The organism is Pseudomonadota bacterium (assembly GCA_036339585.1).
Classification (GTDB): domain Bacteria; phylum Pseudomonadota; class Alphaproteobacteria; order UBA8366; family UBA8366; genus UBA8366.
In genome coordinates this window covers 41,046-58,062 of record JAYZAS010000019.1, presented here as the reverse complement: position 1 = coordinate 58,062, position 17,017 = coordinate 41,046, and the positions used below count along the sequence as shown (strand labels likewise).

Annotated in this window: 16 protein-coding genes; 7 read left to right on the top strand and 9 right to left on the bottom strand. The window is 45.9% G+C overall.

Annotated features, from left to right (window positions below; genetic code table 11):
• The first annotated feature begins 39 nt into the window (after positions 1 to 39).
• The 6 genes from VX941_11505 (at position 40) to flaF (ending at position 6,145) form a co-directional block, all read left to right on the top strand.
• The gene (locus tag VX941_11505) at positions 40 to 1,782 is read left to right on the top strand and encodes a tetratricopeptide repeat protein (protein ID MEE2934029.1); all 1,743 of its coding nucleotides are present in this window, start codon (positions 40 to 42) and stop codon (positions 1,780 to 1,782) included.
• A gap of 31 nt (positions 1,783 to 1,813) precedes the next feature.
• A complete protein-coding gene (locus VX941_11500; GenBank protein MEE2934028.1) occupies positions 1,814 to 2,923 on the top strand; it encodes a DegT/DnrJ/EryC1/StrS aminotransferase family protein in 1,110 nt (369 codons plus the stop codon).
• Between the two features lie 225 nt (positions 2,924 to 3,148).
• Complete coding sequence (locus VX941_11495; GenBank protein ID MEE2934027.1) at positions 3,149 to 3,976, top strand: flagellin; 828 nt, start codon at positions 3,149 to 3,151, stop codon at positions 3,974 to 3,976.
• Between the two features lie 323 nt (positions 3,977 to 4,299).
• Positions 4,300 to 5,127, top strand: a complete 828-nt coding sequence (locus VX941_11490) for a flagellin (protein MEE2934026.1) — start codon at positions 4,300 to 4,302, stop codon at positions 5,125 to 5,127.
• A 192-nt stretch (positions 5,128 to 5,319) separates the two neighbouring features.
• A complete protein-coding gene (locus tag VX941_11485; GenBank protein MEE2934025.1) occupies positions 5,320 to 5,712 on the top strand; it encodes a flagellar biosynthesis repressor FlbT in 393 nt (130 codons plus the stop codon).
• Complete coding sequence (flaF, locus tag VX941_11480; protein MEE2934024.1) at positions 5,699 to 6,145, top strand: flagellar biosynthesis regulator FlaF; 447 nt, start codon at positions 5,699 to 5,701, stop codon at positions 6,143 to 6,145. Before VX941_11485 ends, flaF begins: the two co-directional genes overlap by 14 nt.
• Before the next feature lie 148 nt (positions 6,146 to 6,293).
• Here flaF and VX941_11475 read toward each other — a convergent pair whose 3' ends face one another.
• From VX941_11475 to VX941_11450, 6 genes are all read right to left on the bottom strand, one after another.
• Entirely contained in the window at positions 6,294 to 8,363 is a 2,070-nt protein-coding gene (locus tag VX941_11475; protein ID MEE2934023.1) for a tetratricopeptide repeat protein, read from the bottom strand.
• A gap of 108 nt (positions 8,364 to 8,471) precedes the next feature.
• Complete coding sequence (locus VX941_11470; protein MEE2934022.1) at positions 8,472 to 9,425, bottom strand: hypothetical protein; 954 nt, start codon at positions 9,423 to 9,425, stop codon at positions 8,472 to 8,474.
• Between the two features lie 11 nt (positions 9,426 to 9,436).
• Positions 9,437 to 11,548, bottom strand: coding sequence for a flagellar hook-associated protein FlgK (gene flgK / locus VX941_11465; protein ID MEE2934021.1), 2,112 nt, complete (start codon positions 11,546 to 11,548; stop codon positions 9,437 to 9,439).
• Between the two features lie 33 nt (positions 11,549 to 11,581).
• The gene (locus tag VX941_11460) at positions 11,582 to 12,031 is read right to left on the bottom strand and encodes a hypothetical protein (protein ID MEE2934020.1); all 450 of its coding nucleotides are present in this window, start codon (positions 12,029 to 12,031) and stop codon (positions 11,582 to 11,584) included.
• Positions 12,028 to 12,354 carry a rod-binding protein gene (locus VX941_11455; GenBank protein ID MEE2934019.1) on the bottom strand — a complete coding sequence of 109 codons (327 nt, stop codon included), beginning with the start codon at positions 12,352 to 12,354 and terminating at the stop codon, positions 12,028 to 12,030. The genes VX941_11460 and VX941_11455 overlap by 4 nt, the downstream gene beginning before the upstream one ends.
• On the bottom strand, positions 12,354 to 13,454 hold the full coding sequence (locus tag VX941_11450; protein MEE2934018.1) for a flagellar basal body P-ring protein FlgI: 1,101 nt from the start codon (positions 13,452 to 13,454) through the stop codon (positions 12,354 to 12,356). The genes VX941_11455 and VX941_11450 overlap by 1 nt, the downstream gene beginning before the upstream one ends.
• A 326-nt stretch (positions 13,455 to 13,780) precedes the next feature.
• On the opposite strand from VX941_11450, the gene VX941_11445 reads away from it, so the two are divergent.
• Positions 13,781 to 14,200 carry a flagellar assembly protein FliX gene (locus VX941_11445; protein MEE2934017.1) on the top strand — a complete coding sequence of 140 codons (420 nt, stop codon included), beginning with the start codon at positions 13,781 to 13,783 and terminating at the stop codon, positions 14,198 to 14,200.
• Between the two features lie 272 nt (positions 14,201 to 14,472).
• Here VX941_11445 and flgH read toward each other — a convergent pair whose 3' ends face one another.
• From flgH to flgG, 3 genes are read right to left on the bottom strand one after another with little or no spacing between them, the layout of a single operon-like run.
• Complete coding sequence (gene flgH / locus VX941_11440; GenBank protein ID MEE2934016.1) at positions 14,473 to 15,237, bottom strand: flagellar basal body L-ring protein FlgH; 765 nt, start codon at positions 15,235 to 15,237, stop codon at positions 14,473 to 14,475.
• Between the two features lie 12 nt (positions 15,238 to 15,249).
• Complete coding sequence (flgA, locus tag VX941_11435; GenBank protein ID MEE2934015.1) at positions 15,250 to 16,224, bottom strand: flagellar basal body P-ring formation chaperone FlgA; 975 nt, start codon at positions 16,222 to 16,224, stop codon at positions 15,250 to 15,252.
• A gap of 6 nt (positions 16,225 to 16,230) precedes the next feature.
• The gene (gene flgG, locus VX941_11430) at positions 16,231 to 17,016 is read right to left on the bottom strand and encodes a flagellar basal-body rod protein FlgG (protein MEE2934014.1); all 786 of its coding nucleotides are present in this window, start codon (positions 17,014 to 17,016) and stop codon (positions 16,231 to 16,233) included.
• Position 17,017: the final 1 nt, after the last annotated feature.

Genomic DNA, 17,017 nt, shown 5'->3' with positions numbered 1-17,017 from the left:
CTTGTATCACTCTCTGCATTTGATCACTACAATGAGCTCATGGATGATAGTTTTGATGAAAGACTAAAAAAAGGGCTTTTGTGTCACCTTAAAGGTCATCTCGACGAGGCTTACGAGATATATAATGCTATCCTCGATGAGAGCCCCGAAAATCCCGAAGCGCTTCAATTAGCAGGTGCCCTTGTTCTTGACCGCGGGGATGCCAAAGCTGCATGTTTGCTATTAAAAAAGGCCGTACAGCTTAACCCGGGATTTGCCCCGGTAAAAATAAATTATGGGATTGCTTTAGCTGCTTGTGATCAAGTTAGGGATGCTCTAGCTGAGTTAGAAGAAGCAATTACTTTAGCCCCACACTCGCCCGATGGCTATTATAATGCGGGTAGAGTATTCCTCAGTGTGGGGCGTGCCATTGAAGCACGTGATATGTTGAGTAGGGCCGTAAAAATATCGCCATCTCACGCGGTTGCGCAAAATGATTATGCAATAGCCTTGCAACAGTTGGGCCGCATTGAGGAAGCATTGAAAGCCAATTGGGAAGCATGTCGGTTGGAACCAGGAAACTCAGTTTTTAGAGCTAATCGGTGTAGCCTTCGATTAGATTTTGATGACCCAAAAGGAGCTGTCCAAGATGGAGAGAGAGCTACATCATTGGACCAAACTTGCAAAGAAGCCCAATATAATCTGGGAAATGCATATTGCGCGCTTGATCGGCCCGGTGACGCGCGCCTTTGCTACAAGCGAGCGATAGAAATTGATCCATATTATGCAGACGCTCATGCCAATCTTGCAACAGTAGAATTAGCGTTTGAGAACATTGCGCTTGCTCTGAAGGCTGCCGAAAGGGCGCTTGCTCTTGAACCAGCGATGGCGGAAGCAGCTTGGACCCGTTCTTTAGCGCTTCTGTTGGATGGTGACTATAAACGTGGTTGGGCAGAATATGAATGGCGTTGGGCCGCAGTTCCATTTTTAGAAAAACGCCAATTTGATGGAGCTGAGTGGAATGGTGAGCCAGTCGCGGGTAAAACCGTTCTAATTCATCACGAGCAGGGTCTTGGAGATGGATTACAATTTGTGCGTTATGGCGCACTGCTCGCGGAGGCAGGTGCGCGCGTAGTTCTCGAATGTCCCTCTTCTTTGGTTCCATTGTTTGCGAAAATATCTTGGCTCAATACGGTTGTTCCTCTCGGTAATAGTCTGCCTTCGGTTGATTTGCATGTTGCCCTAATGAGCCTTCCTAATAAATTTGGTACAACACTTGAAACGGTGCCAGCTGCAGTACCCTATTTGCCGCTTCCTAAGCCACGGGTTGACTTTGGGAAATTTACAATCGGATTTGTGTGGCGTGGGAGCAAAACAAACAGAAAAGGGCGACATCGATCATGTTCGTTGTCTAATTTTGAAATATTATTTCATCAGGAAGCAGTGGAGTTTATAAGCCTGCAGACAGAGCTGGATGATGAGGACCGGAGAGCTCTCAAAAAACTTGGTGTGAAGGAATTTGGGAGTGGGTTCAAAAATTTCCTAGACACTGCTGCGATTGTCTCCAGCGTTGACTTAGTTATTACGGTGGATACGGCTCTTGCGCACCTTGTCGGCGGCATGGGTAAACCGGTGTGGATACTGGTACCTCATGGCCCTGATTGGCGTTGGCTTCTAGAGCGAGAAGACAGTCCGTGGTATCCAACAGCAAGGATTTTCCGTCAAAACTCGAGGAGTGATTGGGGTCCCGTGATTTGTAGGGTACATAAAGCGCTGGCAGCACACTTGCAACGAGACAAATAATAAATGCAACAAAAAGTGGGAACCTATCAAAATGGATTATGATATTCCCTTGATGCGGCCAACTTTGCCACAGGCGGAAGTGATCATGCCATATTTGGCAGAAATCGACAGCAATCGTTGGTACAGCAATTATGGCCCATTGGAGCAAAGATTGCGCTCACGTTTCGCCGATATGTTCTCGGTCGACTATCAGAATATCGTAATGACCTCGAGCGGAACACTCGGATTGGCTATGGCCTTGCGTGAGGCGTCGGCGGGCGAAAGCGGGCTATGCTTAATGCCGTCTTTTACTTTCGTTGCTAGTGCGCACGCAGCTATAGCTGCGGGCCTTACGCCATTTTTTCTGGACGTTGATCCGGATAGCTGGGCCCTAGATCGGAATTTAGTGCTCGAAGCTCTTGAAGATTTGAACCAGCCGGTGAGGGCTATCTTAGCTGTGGCCCCGTTTGGCGCTCCACTTGATATTGATATATGGGATGAGCTAGCTGCTAAAACAGGAATTCCTGTTGTGATTGACTCTGCAGCAGGGATAGATAGTGCCCAAGCTGGCCAGAGCCCTGTTGTGATTAGTCTACATGCCACCAAACCGCTTGGTATCGGCGAGGGTGGTCTTATTATGTGTCGAGATAGCAATAGAGCCGAGGCTTTATTTCAGCATGGTAACTTTGGGTTTCATAAGAAACGGCTGGCAGAGGGTGCCGGTTTTAATGGGAAGATGAGTGAATATTCAGCAGCTGTAGGCCATGCGGCATTAGACGCATGGCCGGATTTACGGTGCCGTTTACGGGAGCGTGCCGTGCAGCTTAGGCGTGCATTGTCTAATGTGGACGGCATTACACTAGCGCCAGGATCGGAAACAGATTTTGCTAAATCTACCTTTAACGTAATTTTGCGGGAGACGTCTGTAGAGGCAGCAAAAGTGTTTATGCAAACTCAGCGGATTGAGGTTCGACAGTGGTGGAGCCGTGGATGTCATCGAGAGCCTGCCTTTGCGAATGCGCCCAAAGCAGAGTTGTCGGTCACAAACGACTTAGCAGATCGAGTACTTGGGTTGCCATTTTCGATAGATTTGAATGCGCAGGACATAGCTAGGATAAAGCGCAAATTAGTTGAATTCATAGAAAATACCCGAGCTGGGTAATATATTCCATTAGTGGTAAGAAATGCCCGGTAGAAATCGGCCGCCAACTTTTTTGGGATCGGAATTGGCATTAAATATTCATATAAAACATATGCTTAGGGCTTAGTAATTGTTGGCATGTCCGTTGCGCTTTTCGGAATAGGTTTGGCGCTTCAGTGGAAATCCGCACCAAAGGTATAACCGCCACACATAGCGCCATTGTCAAAGTCAGAAAGGACATGACAGATGGTAGATAAGATCAACCTATCCGTGGCAGTAAGGTCTAACCTACTGACACTTCAACGAACCGCTGGCCTAACCGATATAACTCAAGAGCGCTTAGCTACTGGTTTGAAGGTTAATAGCGCACAAGATGATGCTACCGCTTTTTTTATCTCGAGATCATTAAATTTTCGTGCAGATGATTTGTCGCGGATAAAAGATAATATTGAGCTTGGTATAAGCACAGTTACGGCCGGGTTACAAGGCATCGAGGCAATTACCGAACTTGTGGGCACAGCTAAGGGTTTGGCCAATAACGCCGCTGCTACTGGTGATACCAACGAACGATCAACTCTCGCGGTGCAGTTCAATGATATTCTTACTCAGCTCGATGATTTGACAAATGATGCCAGCTTCAATGGTATCAACCTCATCAAGGGAACGCCAGACAACTTAATTATCGATTTCAATGAAGATAGTAGCAACACCATCACGGTTAGCGGGCTTGACTCAACAACTGCAACAACTGGGTTAAACATTGCTAATGCTACCAATAACTTTGCTGATAGCGCTGCGATCGATACTGCTTTGACAGCAATTAATAGTGCTCTTGTCGAATTAAGAGGGAACGCAGCAACACTTGGGTCGAATAACTCCATTTTGCAGACAAGGTTAAGTTTTACCGAGGACCTGGCAAACACTCTGCTGGAGGGTTCTGGCACATTAACTTTAGCAGATCTGAATGAGGAAGGTGCTAATCTCTTATCGCTTCAAACGCGACAACAACTTGGGCTCAATTCTCTGGCATTGGCCTCGCAAAGCGAGAGAGCCGTGTTAGCCTTGTTCGGTTAGTTATTAAGTCCAACTGACCTGCGGTAACACCTCGGGAATTAAACTGCCGGGCAGAATATTCCGCCCGGTGGGCACATTTTGCCGTTTTTTAGGAAAATTTTGCCGCTTCTCCTAATTTTTAAAAGCAGCTGTCAGAAAATCCGGTTCAAAATCATAGGCTTATGCCCAGTCACTTGTGGGTCAATACTGTGGCACATCTGTTGCGTGACAACAGTCGAACTTTATCATTCGATTTGTGAGTGGTGCCCTAAAATGGAGAAACCGGCTTGGGGTGTTCAGCGGTCGCAGAAAGCGGCTGATATGTCCTAGAAAAGGAGCTAAAAATGGGTAATGAAATTACGCTTACGACAGCTGTGCGTTCAAACCTTTTGACACTGCAACGCACTTCTACACTTGTTAGCAAGACCCAAGATCGTCTTGCCTCTGGACTAGCAGTTGGTTCACCGATAGACGGAGCCAGTGCATTTTTCACCGCGGGGGCTCTAAACAACCGCGCGGATGACTTTGCGGCTTTACGCAATGATGTTGACTTGGGGATTTCGTCAGTTGCAGCTGCGATCGACGGTCTTGACGCCATTACAGAACTAGTTGAGCAGGCCAAGGGCCTTGCGAACAACGCTAAGGCAACCGGTGATACCTCGGAGCAGTCTACTTTAGCAGTGCAATTTAACGACATTTTAAGTCAGATTGATGATTTGGCGAACGATGCGAGTTTTAATGGCACAAATTTGGTTAAGGCTTCGGCTGATAACCTAATCATTGACTTTAACGAGGATGCTTCGAGTACCTTAACGATTTCGGGTCTCGATTCGACGACAGCATCTACGGGCTTAAATATTGCCAATGCTACCAATAACTTTGCCGACACCACTGCAATCGATACTGCAATCACGGCAGTGAATAGTGCTATCACCGAGTTACGCTCAAATGCGTCAACTCTAGGTTCTAGCGCATCGATATTGCAGACGCGATTAGATTTTGGTGATAATTTAATTGGCACGCTTCAGGACGGCGCGGGCAAATTGACCCTTGCAGACCTGAATAAGGAGAGTGCTAATCTGCTGGCCCTACAAACACGTCAGCAACTCGGCATCAACTCTTTGGCTCTGGCCGCCCAGAGTGAGCGGTCAATTCTGGCTCTCTTCGGTTAAAAATAATAAAAAACTAAGCTTAATTCGGGGGCCCGTCTAACTTGGGCCCCCTTTTTTTACCTTATTCTGGGGATCAAAGATCATAAAACTTTGAAAAATGCTATTTTGGTACGGAAATTGAATACCCTTTTCGCAGTAAGCATTTTTGTTTCGGTAAAGTACAATTGTTATAATTCTTGAGGCTTCTCTGTAATGCCATTAAAAATAGTCCTAAAGCCTGGAGAAAAAGTGGCTATCAATCAGGCTGTTATCTTAAATGGCGGGGAAAAGTCAGAACTCGTACTTGAGAACAAAGCCAGTATTTTGCGGGAGCGTGATATTATGTCAGAAGAGGAGGCAGATACACCTGCCAAACGGATATATTTTATGGTCCAGATGCTTTACATGTTCCCAGAAAAAGATCGTTATTATCAGCAGAAATTTAATCAGTTGGTTAAACAATTCATAAAAGCCGTTCCGAGTTCAACTTCTATTGTATTTGAGATTGGAAAAGACGTTATTACCGGCGATGTATACGGTGCTTTAAAAAAATGCCGTAAATTAATGAAATATGAACAAGAGGTGTTGAAGCATGTCACAGCCTAGCGCCTATCAATCTTATGAAAAATTTGGCACAAACACTTCTCAAAACGAAGCGAAAGCTCTTTTAGAGGCAGCTCGAATGCTTGATGACTGTCTTTCCAACCCAGGGGATATTGACTCATATAAAGCTGCTCTAAGGTTAAATTGGCGGTTATGGACAATATTTCAGGCGGATATATCATCCGATGAAAATCCATTACCCCAAAATATCAAACAAAATGTTTTGAGCTTGAGTGTATTCATAGATAAGCACACGGTGAACGCTTTGGCGGAACCAGATACTCAGAAACTGAATGTATTGATTGATATTAATAAAAACATTGCTTCCGGGCTTTTAACTACGCCAGATGAAGATGATATCGATGTATCTGTATCGGGCGATGAGCCGCCAGCTGAAGTTAGAACAAACCTCAGGAATGAGGAAATTGTCGCATAGCCTGAACTGTGCGGTGTCTGTCTTAAAAATGGCAGCGATGGTGGAGTTGTCAAATGGCAGTTGCTTGGTTTCAAGAAGGAAGGATTATTATTATTTGTAGATGCCTAACAGCCAGTTAAAGGCTTATGGTTTATTTGGGGGGCTCGTTTCAAGCAGCAGCCCAAACTCTCAATGCCTTTGCAACATCACTTATCAGATCGGCCCAAGCACCGGGCCTTTTTTGTCGGAATAACCGCATCTGAGGATACCACGGGCTATCATTGCGCTCTAAAAAATATCGCCAATCCGCCGTATTACCCAACATCACCCACACAGGCTTGCCGAGAGCGCCGGCTAAATGGGCCATTGCTGTGTCAACCGTAACAACAATATCTAACGAGTTGATTAGGGCCGCTGTTTCAGCGAAGTCTGTAAGATGAGAGCCCAAATCCATAATTCCTTCAAGGTCGGTTGGGGTTCCTTCCTTTTGCAATGAATAGAAGTCAATTTCTTTCATGCATAACAACTTGCGTAATAATTCTGGTGGACATGAGCGCATGCGATCATCCTGGCGGTGCGGATTTCCTGACCAAACGAGACCGACGCTTTTAACCGCCTTGTCGGTAATTTTACGCCATTTTGGAGTGAGAGCCGCATCCGCCGAAAGATACGGGCAATCTGCTGGGATCGTTTCTAAAGTACTCTTAAGAGCGAATGGCAGGCTAAGTAACGGAATGTGCGCGTCAGTTTCAGGTAATTTATCATTTTTTGAAATCACAGTAATTGCAGCATTTACAGTTCTCATCAGACGGACCAAGGTAGGTTGACAGGCAAAGGTTACTTTTAATCCCATTTCTACAAGTCGATTGAGGTACCGGCAAAACTGCAACGTATCACCGAAGCCTTGTTCAGCTGTAACAAGCACAGAGTGAGCGTTGCAATCAGGAAACCATCTTGGAATTTTTGAGAAGCAGTCTTTTTTTGGGAGCCTCGCTTCGTAATTACGAAAGCCCTCTTGTAAATTGCCACACTGCAATTGAGCTATGCCTAGACTTTTACGAATACCCAAATGATTAGGTTTGAGTGATAGTGCTTTCTCATAAATTGTAATTGCATCGGCTGGCCGATTAAGATTGATAAGTAATAGCCCAATGTTTGCATAAGTCGTAAAATCTAACGGGTTTTTTTTGAGCGCACGCTGATAGCATGACAGTGCCTCATCAAACCTTTCGGCTTGCCGCAATACGTTCCCAAGGTTACGTTCAGCCGCGGGCAATGAGCTGCTAATCATGAGGGCACGGCGCAAGACATGTTCCGCTTTATCCAAATTCCCGAGAGCCTGATGAGCAACCCCAAGGTTATTCAATGTTTCATAGCGGGCGCTGGTGGTTGTAAGTGCTGCCTCAAAATGCTCAACCGCCTCTGAATATTTGCTTAAATCACAAAGCGCCAGCCCGAGATTATTGTGAGCCTCGGCGGAATCGGGGTCTAGGGAAAGAGTTCGCTCCCCGGCTTGAATTGCTTCTTCTGTTTGCCCTAGTTCACGGGCTATTGCAGAGAGGCGGCAGAGTACTTCTACGTTATTAGGATCACGCAAATGAATTGCCCGAAAGCAATCTGCGGCATTTTTAAGATCGCCCAACTTTTGAAATAACGCACCGAGTTGGAATTTAGCTTCGGTATTCTCTGGTTGTTGAGAAAGACCAGCCGTGTAAGCATTGATTGCAGGCTTAAGTTGGCCGTGTTTGGAAAGTGATTTAGCAAACGTAAATATTACCTCCGGTGGCGGGTGCATCTGCAGAGCATGGTCTCCTTGTTCTAAAGCCTCCGTTATCTTACCTTGATGCATCATGCAGATTGCGAGCCCTAGCTGATGCTCCGGATTTTTTGGTGCTAGTAATATTGCACGTGACCAAGCCCCTGCCGCCTGCCCCCACCTTTTATCCAGCCCCAGAGCGTTGCCGAGGTTTGCAGCATAGACAGCGTTATTGCTGTTTATATTGGATGCTTTTGTGAAGCACTCAATCGCTAACTCAATACCACCTCCTTTGATTGCATTCACTCCTCGCAGGTTCCAAGATTCAGCGTGGCCGGGGCGATTTTTAATCAATTGGCGTAGGATATTTTCCGCGCTCTCGTGCTGGCCATCATCAATGCGTAATAGGATTTGATCAAGTACTTGATTTGCAGACCCAACAAAAAAACCGTCAGGTGATTTATCCTCGGACCGTGATGCCATTTATGTCGAATCCATAATCGGAGACCCTGCACTGCGCAAAGCAAGAAACATAGGTTCTTACGTTATCTAAAATATGCATACCTCAGCAGTCTACTTTTTATCAGACATTTAAAAAAAGGTGTTTAAGGTGAGGCGTTGTATGCGCGAGATGACCTGAAACGATGCTTCTAATTGTACTTGCTCAAAGTTTAGTTTAGCAACTGCTTCAGCTGTATTCACGTTTTCAATATCACCAATTTTAGTTTCAAGGAAAACTTTGACACTTCTATGCTTGCTGCGTTGTTCTGCAATCAGGTTTTGATCGAGCGCGATTCCCGATGCAATATTCTGAAGGGTTGGATTGACGCCATTGTCCTCTATTGCCTCATTTAGTTCTGTGATAGCTGCTTCTACGACTGCGAGTTCGTCCGCAGTAGGAGGCTCAGTAAAAGACATTTGCGCTATATTATCCAACGCCCTTATTACTTTCTCGAAAGGGTCAGCATTGGCTAAAACACCGTAGGAGACAACAAAACTATTATCGATTCTCACCGAATTAACAGTGTCATCCCCTTCATAATAGCCAGTGTCCGGGCCGTCATCATATGGCGGTGGAGCAGGGGCTGTATAAACGCCGTTGCCAAGATCGACGGGTTTTGTATCGGTCTTTCCCCCAGAAAATAAAAAGCGTTCGTTGTCTTTTGAATTTAGCAGATCGACAACCAGGTCACGAAACTGTTCGGCCATATTGGGAACGTCGAGAACATTTGCGGTGTCACCATTACGAGCACTCTGGAAAAGTGAACGCATCTCTCGAGCAACCTCATCAACCCGATCTACTGAGAATAACATCATATCGAGGCGCTGCTCAGCGATTTCTATATTTTCAAGAAATTGATCGGTTTTGGCAAGATCAGCTTTAGCATTCAGAAGGCGTTGTGCATCACCCGCAAGTCCAGAAAAAGTCTGCGTCTTTTTACCTGTTGCTACTTGAGTTTGGCTATCAAATAATCTTGCTTGTGTACGAAGTGTGGCTTGCAGAACTATTTGGCTTTGAGCATGGGATCCTATCCTGGTAACCATTTTAACAGCCTCTATGTGACGGAGTTAAAGAGTTCATCAAACATCGCATCAACAACCGAGACTATTCTTGCTGCAGCATTGAATGCTTGTTCGAGAATAACGAGTTCAGAAAGTTCTTCATCTAAGTTGACGCCCTTTTCTCCATCACTTCGGAACTTAAGGGACTCAAGGTAGGCACCATTAAATTCAAATTGATTCTTTGCCTCTGCAGCAAGTGAGGCCTGTAACGATAACATTTGTGATGCATACCCAGATATGGTTGTGCTTGTGCCCGCTATGCCCCCATATGTTGCAAAGTCTAACTGGGCATCAAAACGTCCAGCAATGTTATTTGCCGCGGTGCCATCCCCAGAGACGATTCCATCTTCTGTCGCTGCGGCTGTTAAGCTAAGTGTGCCGCGCGCGACCAGCGTTGGGTCGTCGGCAATCTCGGAGCGAACCTCTAACACATTGGAAAATCTGCGTTCATCGATATCCATGTTGATGCCCGATAGAAGGGTGCCGCTATCGGTAACAATAAAGTTACTGTTGTCGTCGCTCATTATAACAAGTCGCCTGCCGCTTGCATCATTAGCCACGAAAGCAGTAATATTGGCGCTCGATATCGCGGCCGTTGTATCTATATTATTCGCTATGGCCTCAAGATCGTCTCCTGCGGCATAGTTTACGGTTGCGGCGGTACTTTGGTCGATATCAAAAGTAAGCGTTCCAGCTATTCCTAAAGCAGTAGTACTATCAGCCTGTTGAGAAGACACAAAAGAATTGTAATCGGAATTATCGGTAACCGTTTGGAACATGTCATTAAACCCAAAGTAGTGTGCGAAATTTCGGGTATTCCCTCCGATTGTAGTGTATGCGCTTGTACTCACATTAATTGCGATACCGTTTGCTGCATCATCGGAACTGATCACAATGTTGCCATTAGAATTAATTGATGCAGATGCGTTGGTCATAAGATCTATTGAGTTCACCATGGATCCGGCATCGCCAATGGTACTAAGATCAGCGATATCAAGATTTTCAACGACCGCACCGGTTGTACGGTCAATTACCGATATTCGCACGGCACCAGTGCCTTGTATGTCGTCGGTTGTCGCAAAGCTGTGTGTGCTCGTTAGGCTGGTCGGAGGCGGTGTCGCCGTACCTTTGTTATGTTGATTGTTTACTTCATGCACAATGGTTTTAGTCAGTTGGTCCAACTCAGACTGTAAATCTGGTAAGACCCTATCCCGCAAGGCAATGAGTGCCTGAAGTTGTCCACCACTTATTTCTGAGGTGATATCATCCGCTGCGGCTGTCGAGCCATTAAGAAAAATACCCGTAATACCACCTGGATAAGCGGGATCGTCTGGGTCAAGATATTGTGTGACGGCATTCAATCCTCCTGCTGCACTATGATCCATAGCAATCGCAATGCTACCAGTTAAAAGTGTTCTTCCACCTTTTGTAAAAAGATCGATCCGGCCGTCTGAATTCTCTATTGCCTGAATGTCAATCATTTCCGATAGTGCTTCCAGCTCACGGTCACGGCCATCTCTGAGTGAACTGGTATCTTCACCAATTAATTCTCCCCTCTGAATTTGCACATTGAGTGCAGAGACATTCTCGATGCTGGCATCGGTAAGGCTTACAAGGCGCGCAATTTCTTCATCTGCCTCGGTGCGGAGACGCTGGATATTTTCTCCAAGAGTACGAATCCTGAGCGCTAGCTCACGCGCCTCGGCAATGGCTTCAAACTGAAAAGCCTGATTTTCCGGTGTTAGTGCTAGCGCTTCGAAAGCATTTTTTAAGGCGACTAGGGAAGTCGCGACAGAATTATCGTCTGATGGGGTGCCAAACAATGCCTGAATTTCAGACATGAATTTATCGCGCACTTCATAATTATTGGTTATGGTTTGAGTTTCTCGAATCTGTCGCAATAGAAATTCGTCTACAGTGCGTGTAATTGCAGCTATTTCAACCCCAACCCCAACCCCGGCAAGCGTTGTTTGAGAGAACGAAACATCTTTACGCGAGTAACCATCGGTATTGACGTTAGCGATATTTTCAGAGGTGACCTGCAGCGCTCTCTGAGTTGACTGAAGACCGCTTACTGCTGATTGGATTGCGAGCGTTAGGCTCATTTTTTTATTCCCTGTGGGCTGCCAATTATGAGTTTAAAATTCTTCGTTTAATGTAAATGCGATCTTACCCGCCATTTTTTGTTTGTCTGCTTGTGCCCTTTTACCTTGGCCGGTGGCGGAATATCCCGCAGGTGCTATTTGTTGGTTCTCAATAGAGTGGGCAATGGTCTCCACAACTTGGTGATTTACTGTCATCGCAGCGCGGAGCGCATGCACATTACTGCGAACCGCATCCTGAAACCGCGAATTAGATTTATGAAGTTTTTCACGCAGTTCTCTGTCAACGTCATCAAGAAACGCTTTATTCTGGGCAGCGTCATGCAATCGATGCTCATATACTTCCACAAGCGATTTTTTAGCCTCAATTAATGGCTCTATTGCATCTACACGCGCTTCCTTGAGCAAAGAATTTTCTTGTTCAATTATTGTTATAATCGACTCTGTCGCATCTAAAAGTTCGCTGGCAAGTGCATTCGGGTTCATTTCTGGGCCTCCTGTAAACTTAAGATTTCACGCCGCACTTCATCTGCTAATCCAAACCCGCCTGCTTTGGCTGCGGCTTTTCCATATTCTTGGACTAACATAGAACGGAATACTTTCTCGCCTTGGCCGCCGCCAAAAGGGCCGTCTGTCTTTACGCCGGCGAACATTGTTTCAAATACTTGGGAAAGAAAAAAAGCTTCTACATCCTCGGCGGCTTTTCGAGCTTGAGCTTCGCTAAATGTTTTTACTTTTGAAGCCGAAATCTCATTCGGTTTTTGCACGTTACTGAATTGGGCCTTAGCAAGGCTTGATGATATATCCATTACAGCACCTCAATTTCTGCTTGCATTGCGCCGGCAGCTTTGATCGCTTGTAAAATACTGATCATGTCTCGTGGCCCTATGCCTAACGCATTTATGCCATTCACTAATTCCTGAAGGGTCACGCTACTTCCAAGAACGGTAAGTTTACTTTTACCTTCTTCAACCTCTATTTTGGTGCGGTTTACCTCTTTTGTTTCGCCTGTATTTGAAAATGGCGCGGGCTGGGAGACTTGAGGCGTTTCAGTGATGCGTATTGTCAAATTACCCTGCGCTATGGCAACACTAGAGATACGAACATTTTCGCCCATTACTATTATTCCCGATTGTTCGTCTATTACAATCTTAGCAATTTGGTCAGGTTCTACACGGAGCTGCTCGATATCTGTTAAAAGCTCAATTACTTGATTTTGATAATTATCTGGCACTGTAAGTTGGACCGTCGCTGGGTCGATTACCCGTGACGCTGGCCTACCAACAAAAGCATTTACTGCGCGTGCGACCCGCCGAGCAGTTGTAAAGTCAGGATTGCGGAGTGATAGACGTACTTTTTTTAAGGTTGCAAGTTGAAATGGTATTTCTCGTTCAATAATTGCCCCGTTCGGAATACGGGCGCTCGTTGGCACGCCTTTAACCACCTGGTCAGCATTGCCAGCGGCTGCGAATCCGCCGACTTGCAAATTTCCTTGGCCCACAGCATATACTTCTCCGTCGGCTGCAAGCAGAGGTGTCACCAACAACGTGCCCCCTAGTAGATTCGATGCAGAACCTAACGATGAGACTGTAATATCTATGTTAGTGCCCTGGCGAGAAAATGGCGGTAGTTTTGCTGTGACCATCACAGCTGCGACATTTTTTGTATCAAGGCTTGTATCACGTGCATTTATGCCGAGACGTTCAAGCATGCCGATAAGACTTTCTTTAGTAAATATTGCGCTACCAAGGCTGTCGCCTGTTCCATTCAATCCGACGACCAAGCCATAACCGACGAGCAGATTTTCCCGGACACCCTCAAAGTCTACAATATCCTTAATACGTGACTGGGCAGCGATATTTTGGGTGGATCCAACTAAGATTATGATGCCCAAAACTACAGAAATCATTTTGCGATGAAAATTTTGCCAAACCAGCAAAAAATTAAAGGCAACATTCTGTTCTGCCACATACCGCATTTCATTAGCCTTTCTTCGGGCATGTTTATCCATCGTATACAGAAGCGAAGCTCGTGCCAGTTTTGTAGATTCCTAAATAACTGAATTTGCTATATAAAATACGGCAGAGAGTTTCTCTCGCTTTTGTGCTAGACGTTCTGGGGCAAGGGCTGCCGATTGGCCGGCAAAGATTGCCCTTCGTGGCTTGAAACATCTGAGACTTAAAATTAAAAAGTTAAGGCGTTTTGTATTTCTTAAAAAAGGGCTATGCTATTCATATGAAAATACAACGAACAGGATCAGTCAGACCTTCTACGCCAGTGAAACGTACTGGGAAAACAGGTAAGTCTGGCGATGCTAAATTTAGTGAGGCCCTTGATCAAGTAGGCGGAGGGGTGGGAGGTGTTAGTGGGGCGGCTCCGGCTCAGGCGGTGGATGCGCTACTAGCCATACAGGAGGTGGACGATGCCGTTGATGGTCGGTCTCGCAAGGGACAGCGGTGGGGCGAAAGCATTCTTGATAAGCTTGAGGAGCTGCGGATAGGTCTTATTGGTGGGGTGATTCCCCCAAATGACCTTGAGGCTATTACTCAAATGTTGAGGGAAGGTCGCGGCGAAGTGGAAGATCCAGAGTTGAACGAGGTGTTAGATGAAATTGAGCTCAGGGCTAGAGTAGAAATTGCAAAATTTCGTCGTTGAGACAACAGAAGCGATCCTCTCACAATTAATGGATCTATGCTCCGCAAGGTGCAATGCCGTATCAATCACAAAATAATATCTGGTAATTGTAAAAAGGGAGAGGGTTGTAGACTGCTCGCGCCACCTCACTAATAACGAGGCCGGCATCTTTTAGATGCCAGCCTCGACTAATGCGTAGATCTTGCTTGGGAGGGGTAAAGAGAGCTTAGGATCGACGCATTTTACTTTGATGGGATGACTTTAGATCTCTAAATATGGATTCAACAATGTCATTAGAATGGGAATATTATATCGACAATTTGCTGGCCGTATCTTGCTTGCTGCACATCAGTAATGTGGCCGCGTCCACCGTAAGCAAGTCGAGCCTCAGCAATCTTTTCAAATGCAACTTGGTTTGAGTTATCTATATCCTGAGGTCTTATTACGCCAGCGATTTGGAGTTCACGATTTTCGAAATTGACGCGTGTCTCTTGTCGGCCGTGAATTACCAAGTTACCATTAGGAAGAACCTGAGTTACGACAGCAGCGACCTGCACTTGAACAATTTCAGAGCGGTCAATGGTACCTTTACCATTCGAACGATTAGAGCTGTCTAAATCAAGTAAACTTGTTGGGGAGATTGCTTCAGGCAAAATCTGGTTGAGCTGGGTCTCGTAACCAAGTGCGGAACCGGCTGCTGCATCCTCTGTGTTGGTTCGGGTGCGATCTGTTTCATTATCAATATCTGCTTTATCGCTTATATTAACGATAACAGTAACGATATCGCCTATCTCGCTTGCGCGCAGGTCTTTGAAAAAGGCTTTTGAGCCTGGTCGCCAAAGAGAATTGATTTCTTGATTTGCGACCACTGGTTTTGGCATTGGCATGCTGACTGGTTTATACCCATTTTGGTGTGTAGGGTTCTGAATGTTTGTCATCGAAGGTTCTGCTCCAACGTTTGCCAGTCTATCAAGTGAGTTGCAACTAACTAGCATCGTGCCAGCAAGCAGCATTGCAGCAAGGCGTTTGTTAAAAAAAGGTTTTACAATCTGTGGCATCAGACACAGCTCCTATTTTCTGGCAACCGGATGGTCAAAAGTTACCGTGATTTCGCCAGGGCCCGTGATCACTCCCTCGACGACTTTCTTGCTTCCTATATTTTCTACTCGCACAGCTTCGCCTCGCGAGCCATTTTGCTTAGCTTTACCTCGCGCTGAGATACGCATGAACTTGGTTTGATAAATCATTGAGACAAGCCCGCCGCGCTTAACCAGCAGTGGTTGACGCACGTCTCTGGCGCGTATTGGCCTATTTTCTATCAGCGTTCGACGCGGTGCTTTTCCAATGAGCTCATTTTGGTCCACTAAGACATTTGGACCGATTTGCTTAGCGCTCACCGTTATGACTCGAATATCATCATGATCGACTATTTCACCTTTACGTATTCGACGGGTTACCACGGGAATTTCTATCATGCGCAGTAATGTGCCAGATACTGTATGGCGGTGACGGCCTCTATCAGCCGTGAGAATTGCAAAAAAGCGGTTACTAATTTTATCACGCGTAATGCGTTCGACGTTGAGCGACGGTGGTATGTTAGTTGGGAGATGCGCTTCTATTTTCCGTTTGTCGAAATTTACGGTGTAGAGCTCGGAGCGGGGTAATTCGGGCCTAAGTGCGGCAAGTATTTTTACTCCAATTTCCTCTTTTCCGATAATATGACTTGTTCTTTGCACTATAGCGATGTCTTGGGCTGAAGACGGCGCCCACTGTAAATTATAGGAGCGCGCAACATAAGCTAGCCATTCGGGTGTCAAAGTGGCCCGCTTCCCGGGTGCCGGAGCGCGGGCAATTATTCGGTCAGCATATCTACCTGCCCCATCAAAAACATCTCCGAGTGTAAGATTTTTTCCCTCCAACATAATGTGCCGATGAAGCGATACCGCCGAAGCTGGCAATGAAACTATAAGCCCTATGCCGAGAACCAGTAATGTAAGAACTGATCGGTAAAAGCATTTTGTTAGAAACATCGTCATCATTTTCATTTGAATTTACCTGATGTTACTTATGGTCGCCATCATTTGGTCCGAAGTCTCAATTACTTTTGAATTCATTTCATAAGCTCGTTGTGCGGTGATGAGATTGGTAATCTCTTCAACGACATTTACATTTGAGGTTTCAAGAAATCCCTGTTGCAAACTCCCAAATCCGGTTGCAGCAGGATTGCCCGTAGTAGCTGTGCCGGAAGCTGGGGTTTCCAGAAATAAATTATCGCCAATTGCAAGCAGCCCCGCCTCATTTGCAAAGACTGCAAGTTCTAATTGTCCGGCTACGGTTGGTGTTACGGTTCCGTCGAGTTTCACTTCTACTTGCCCACTCGAATTGATAGTGACATCTACGGCATCGCTAGGCACCGTGATGCCGGGCTGGATGGTAAAGCCATCTACAGTCACAATCTCTCCGTCCTCACTCAACTGAAATGCCCCTGATCGAGTATAGGCGGTTTCTCCACTCGGCAATGTTACTTGGAAATAACCTTCTCCATTAATTGCTACATCCAGGGAATTTTCGGTAAGGGTCAAATTTCCTTGCTCGGTAATACGGTATACAGCAGCAGTCTTAACGCCTAGTCCAACCTGGACACCCGCCGGTACAATCGTCCCCGTATCGGATGATGTCGAACCGACACGCCGCAAGTTTTGGTATAAGAGATCTTGGAATTCCACTCTACGGCGTGTGTACGCCGTAGTATTCATGTTAGCGATATTGTGGGAAATTACCTCAACATTGAGTTGTTGAGCTAACATGCCAGTAGCGCCGATATTAAGTGAACGCATC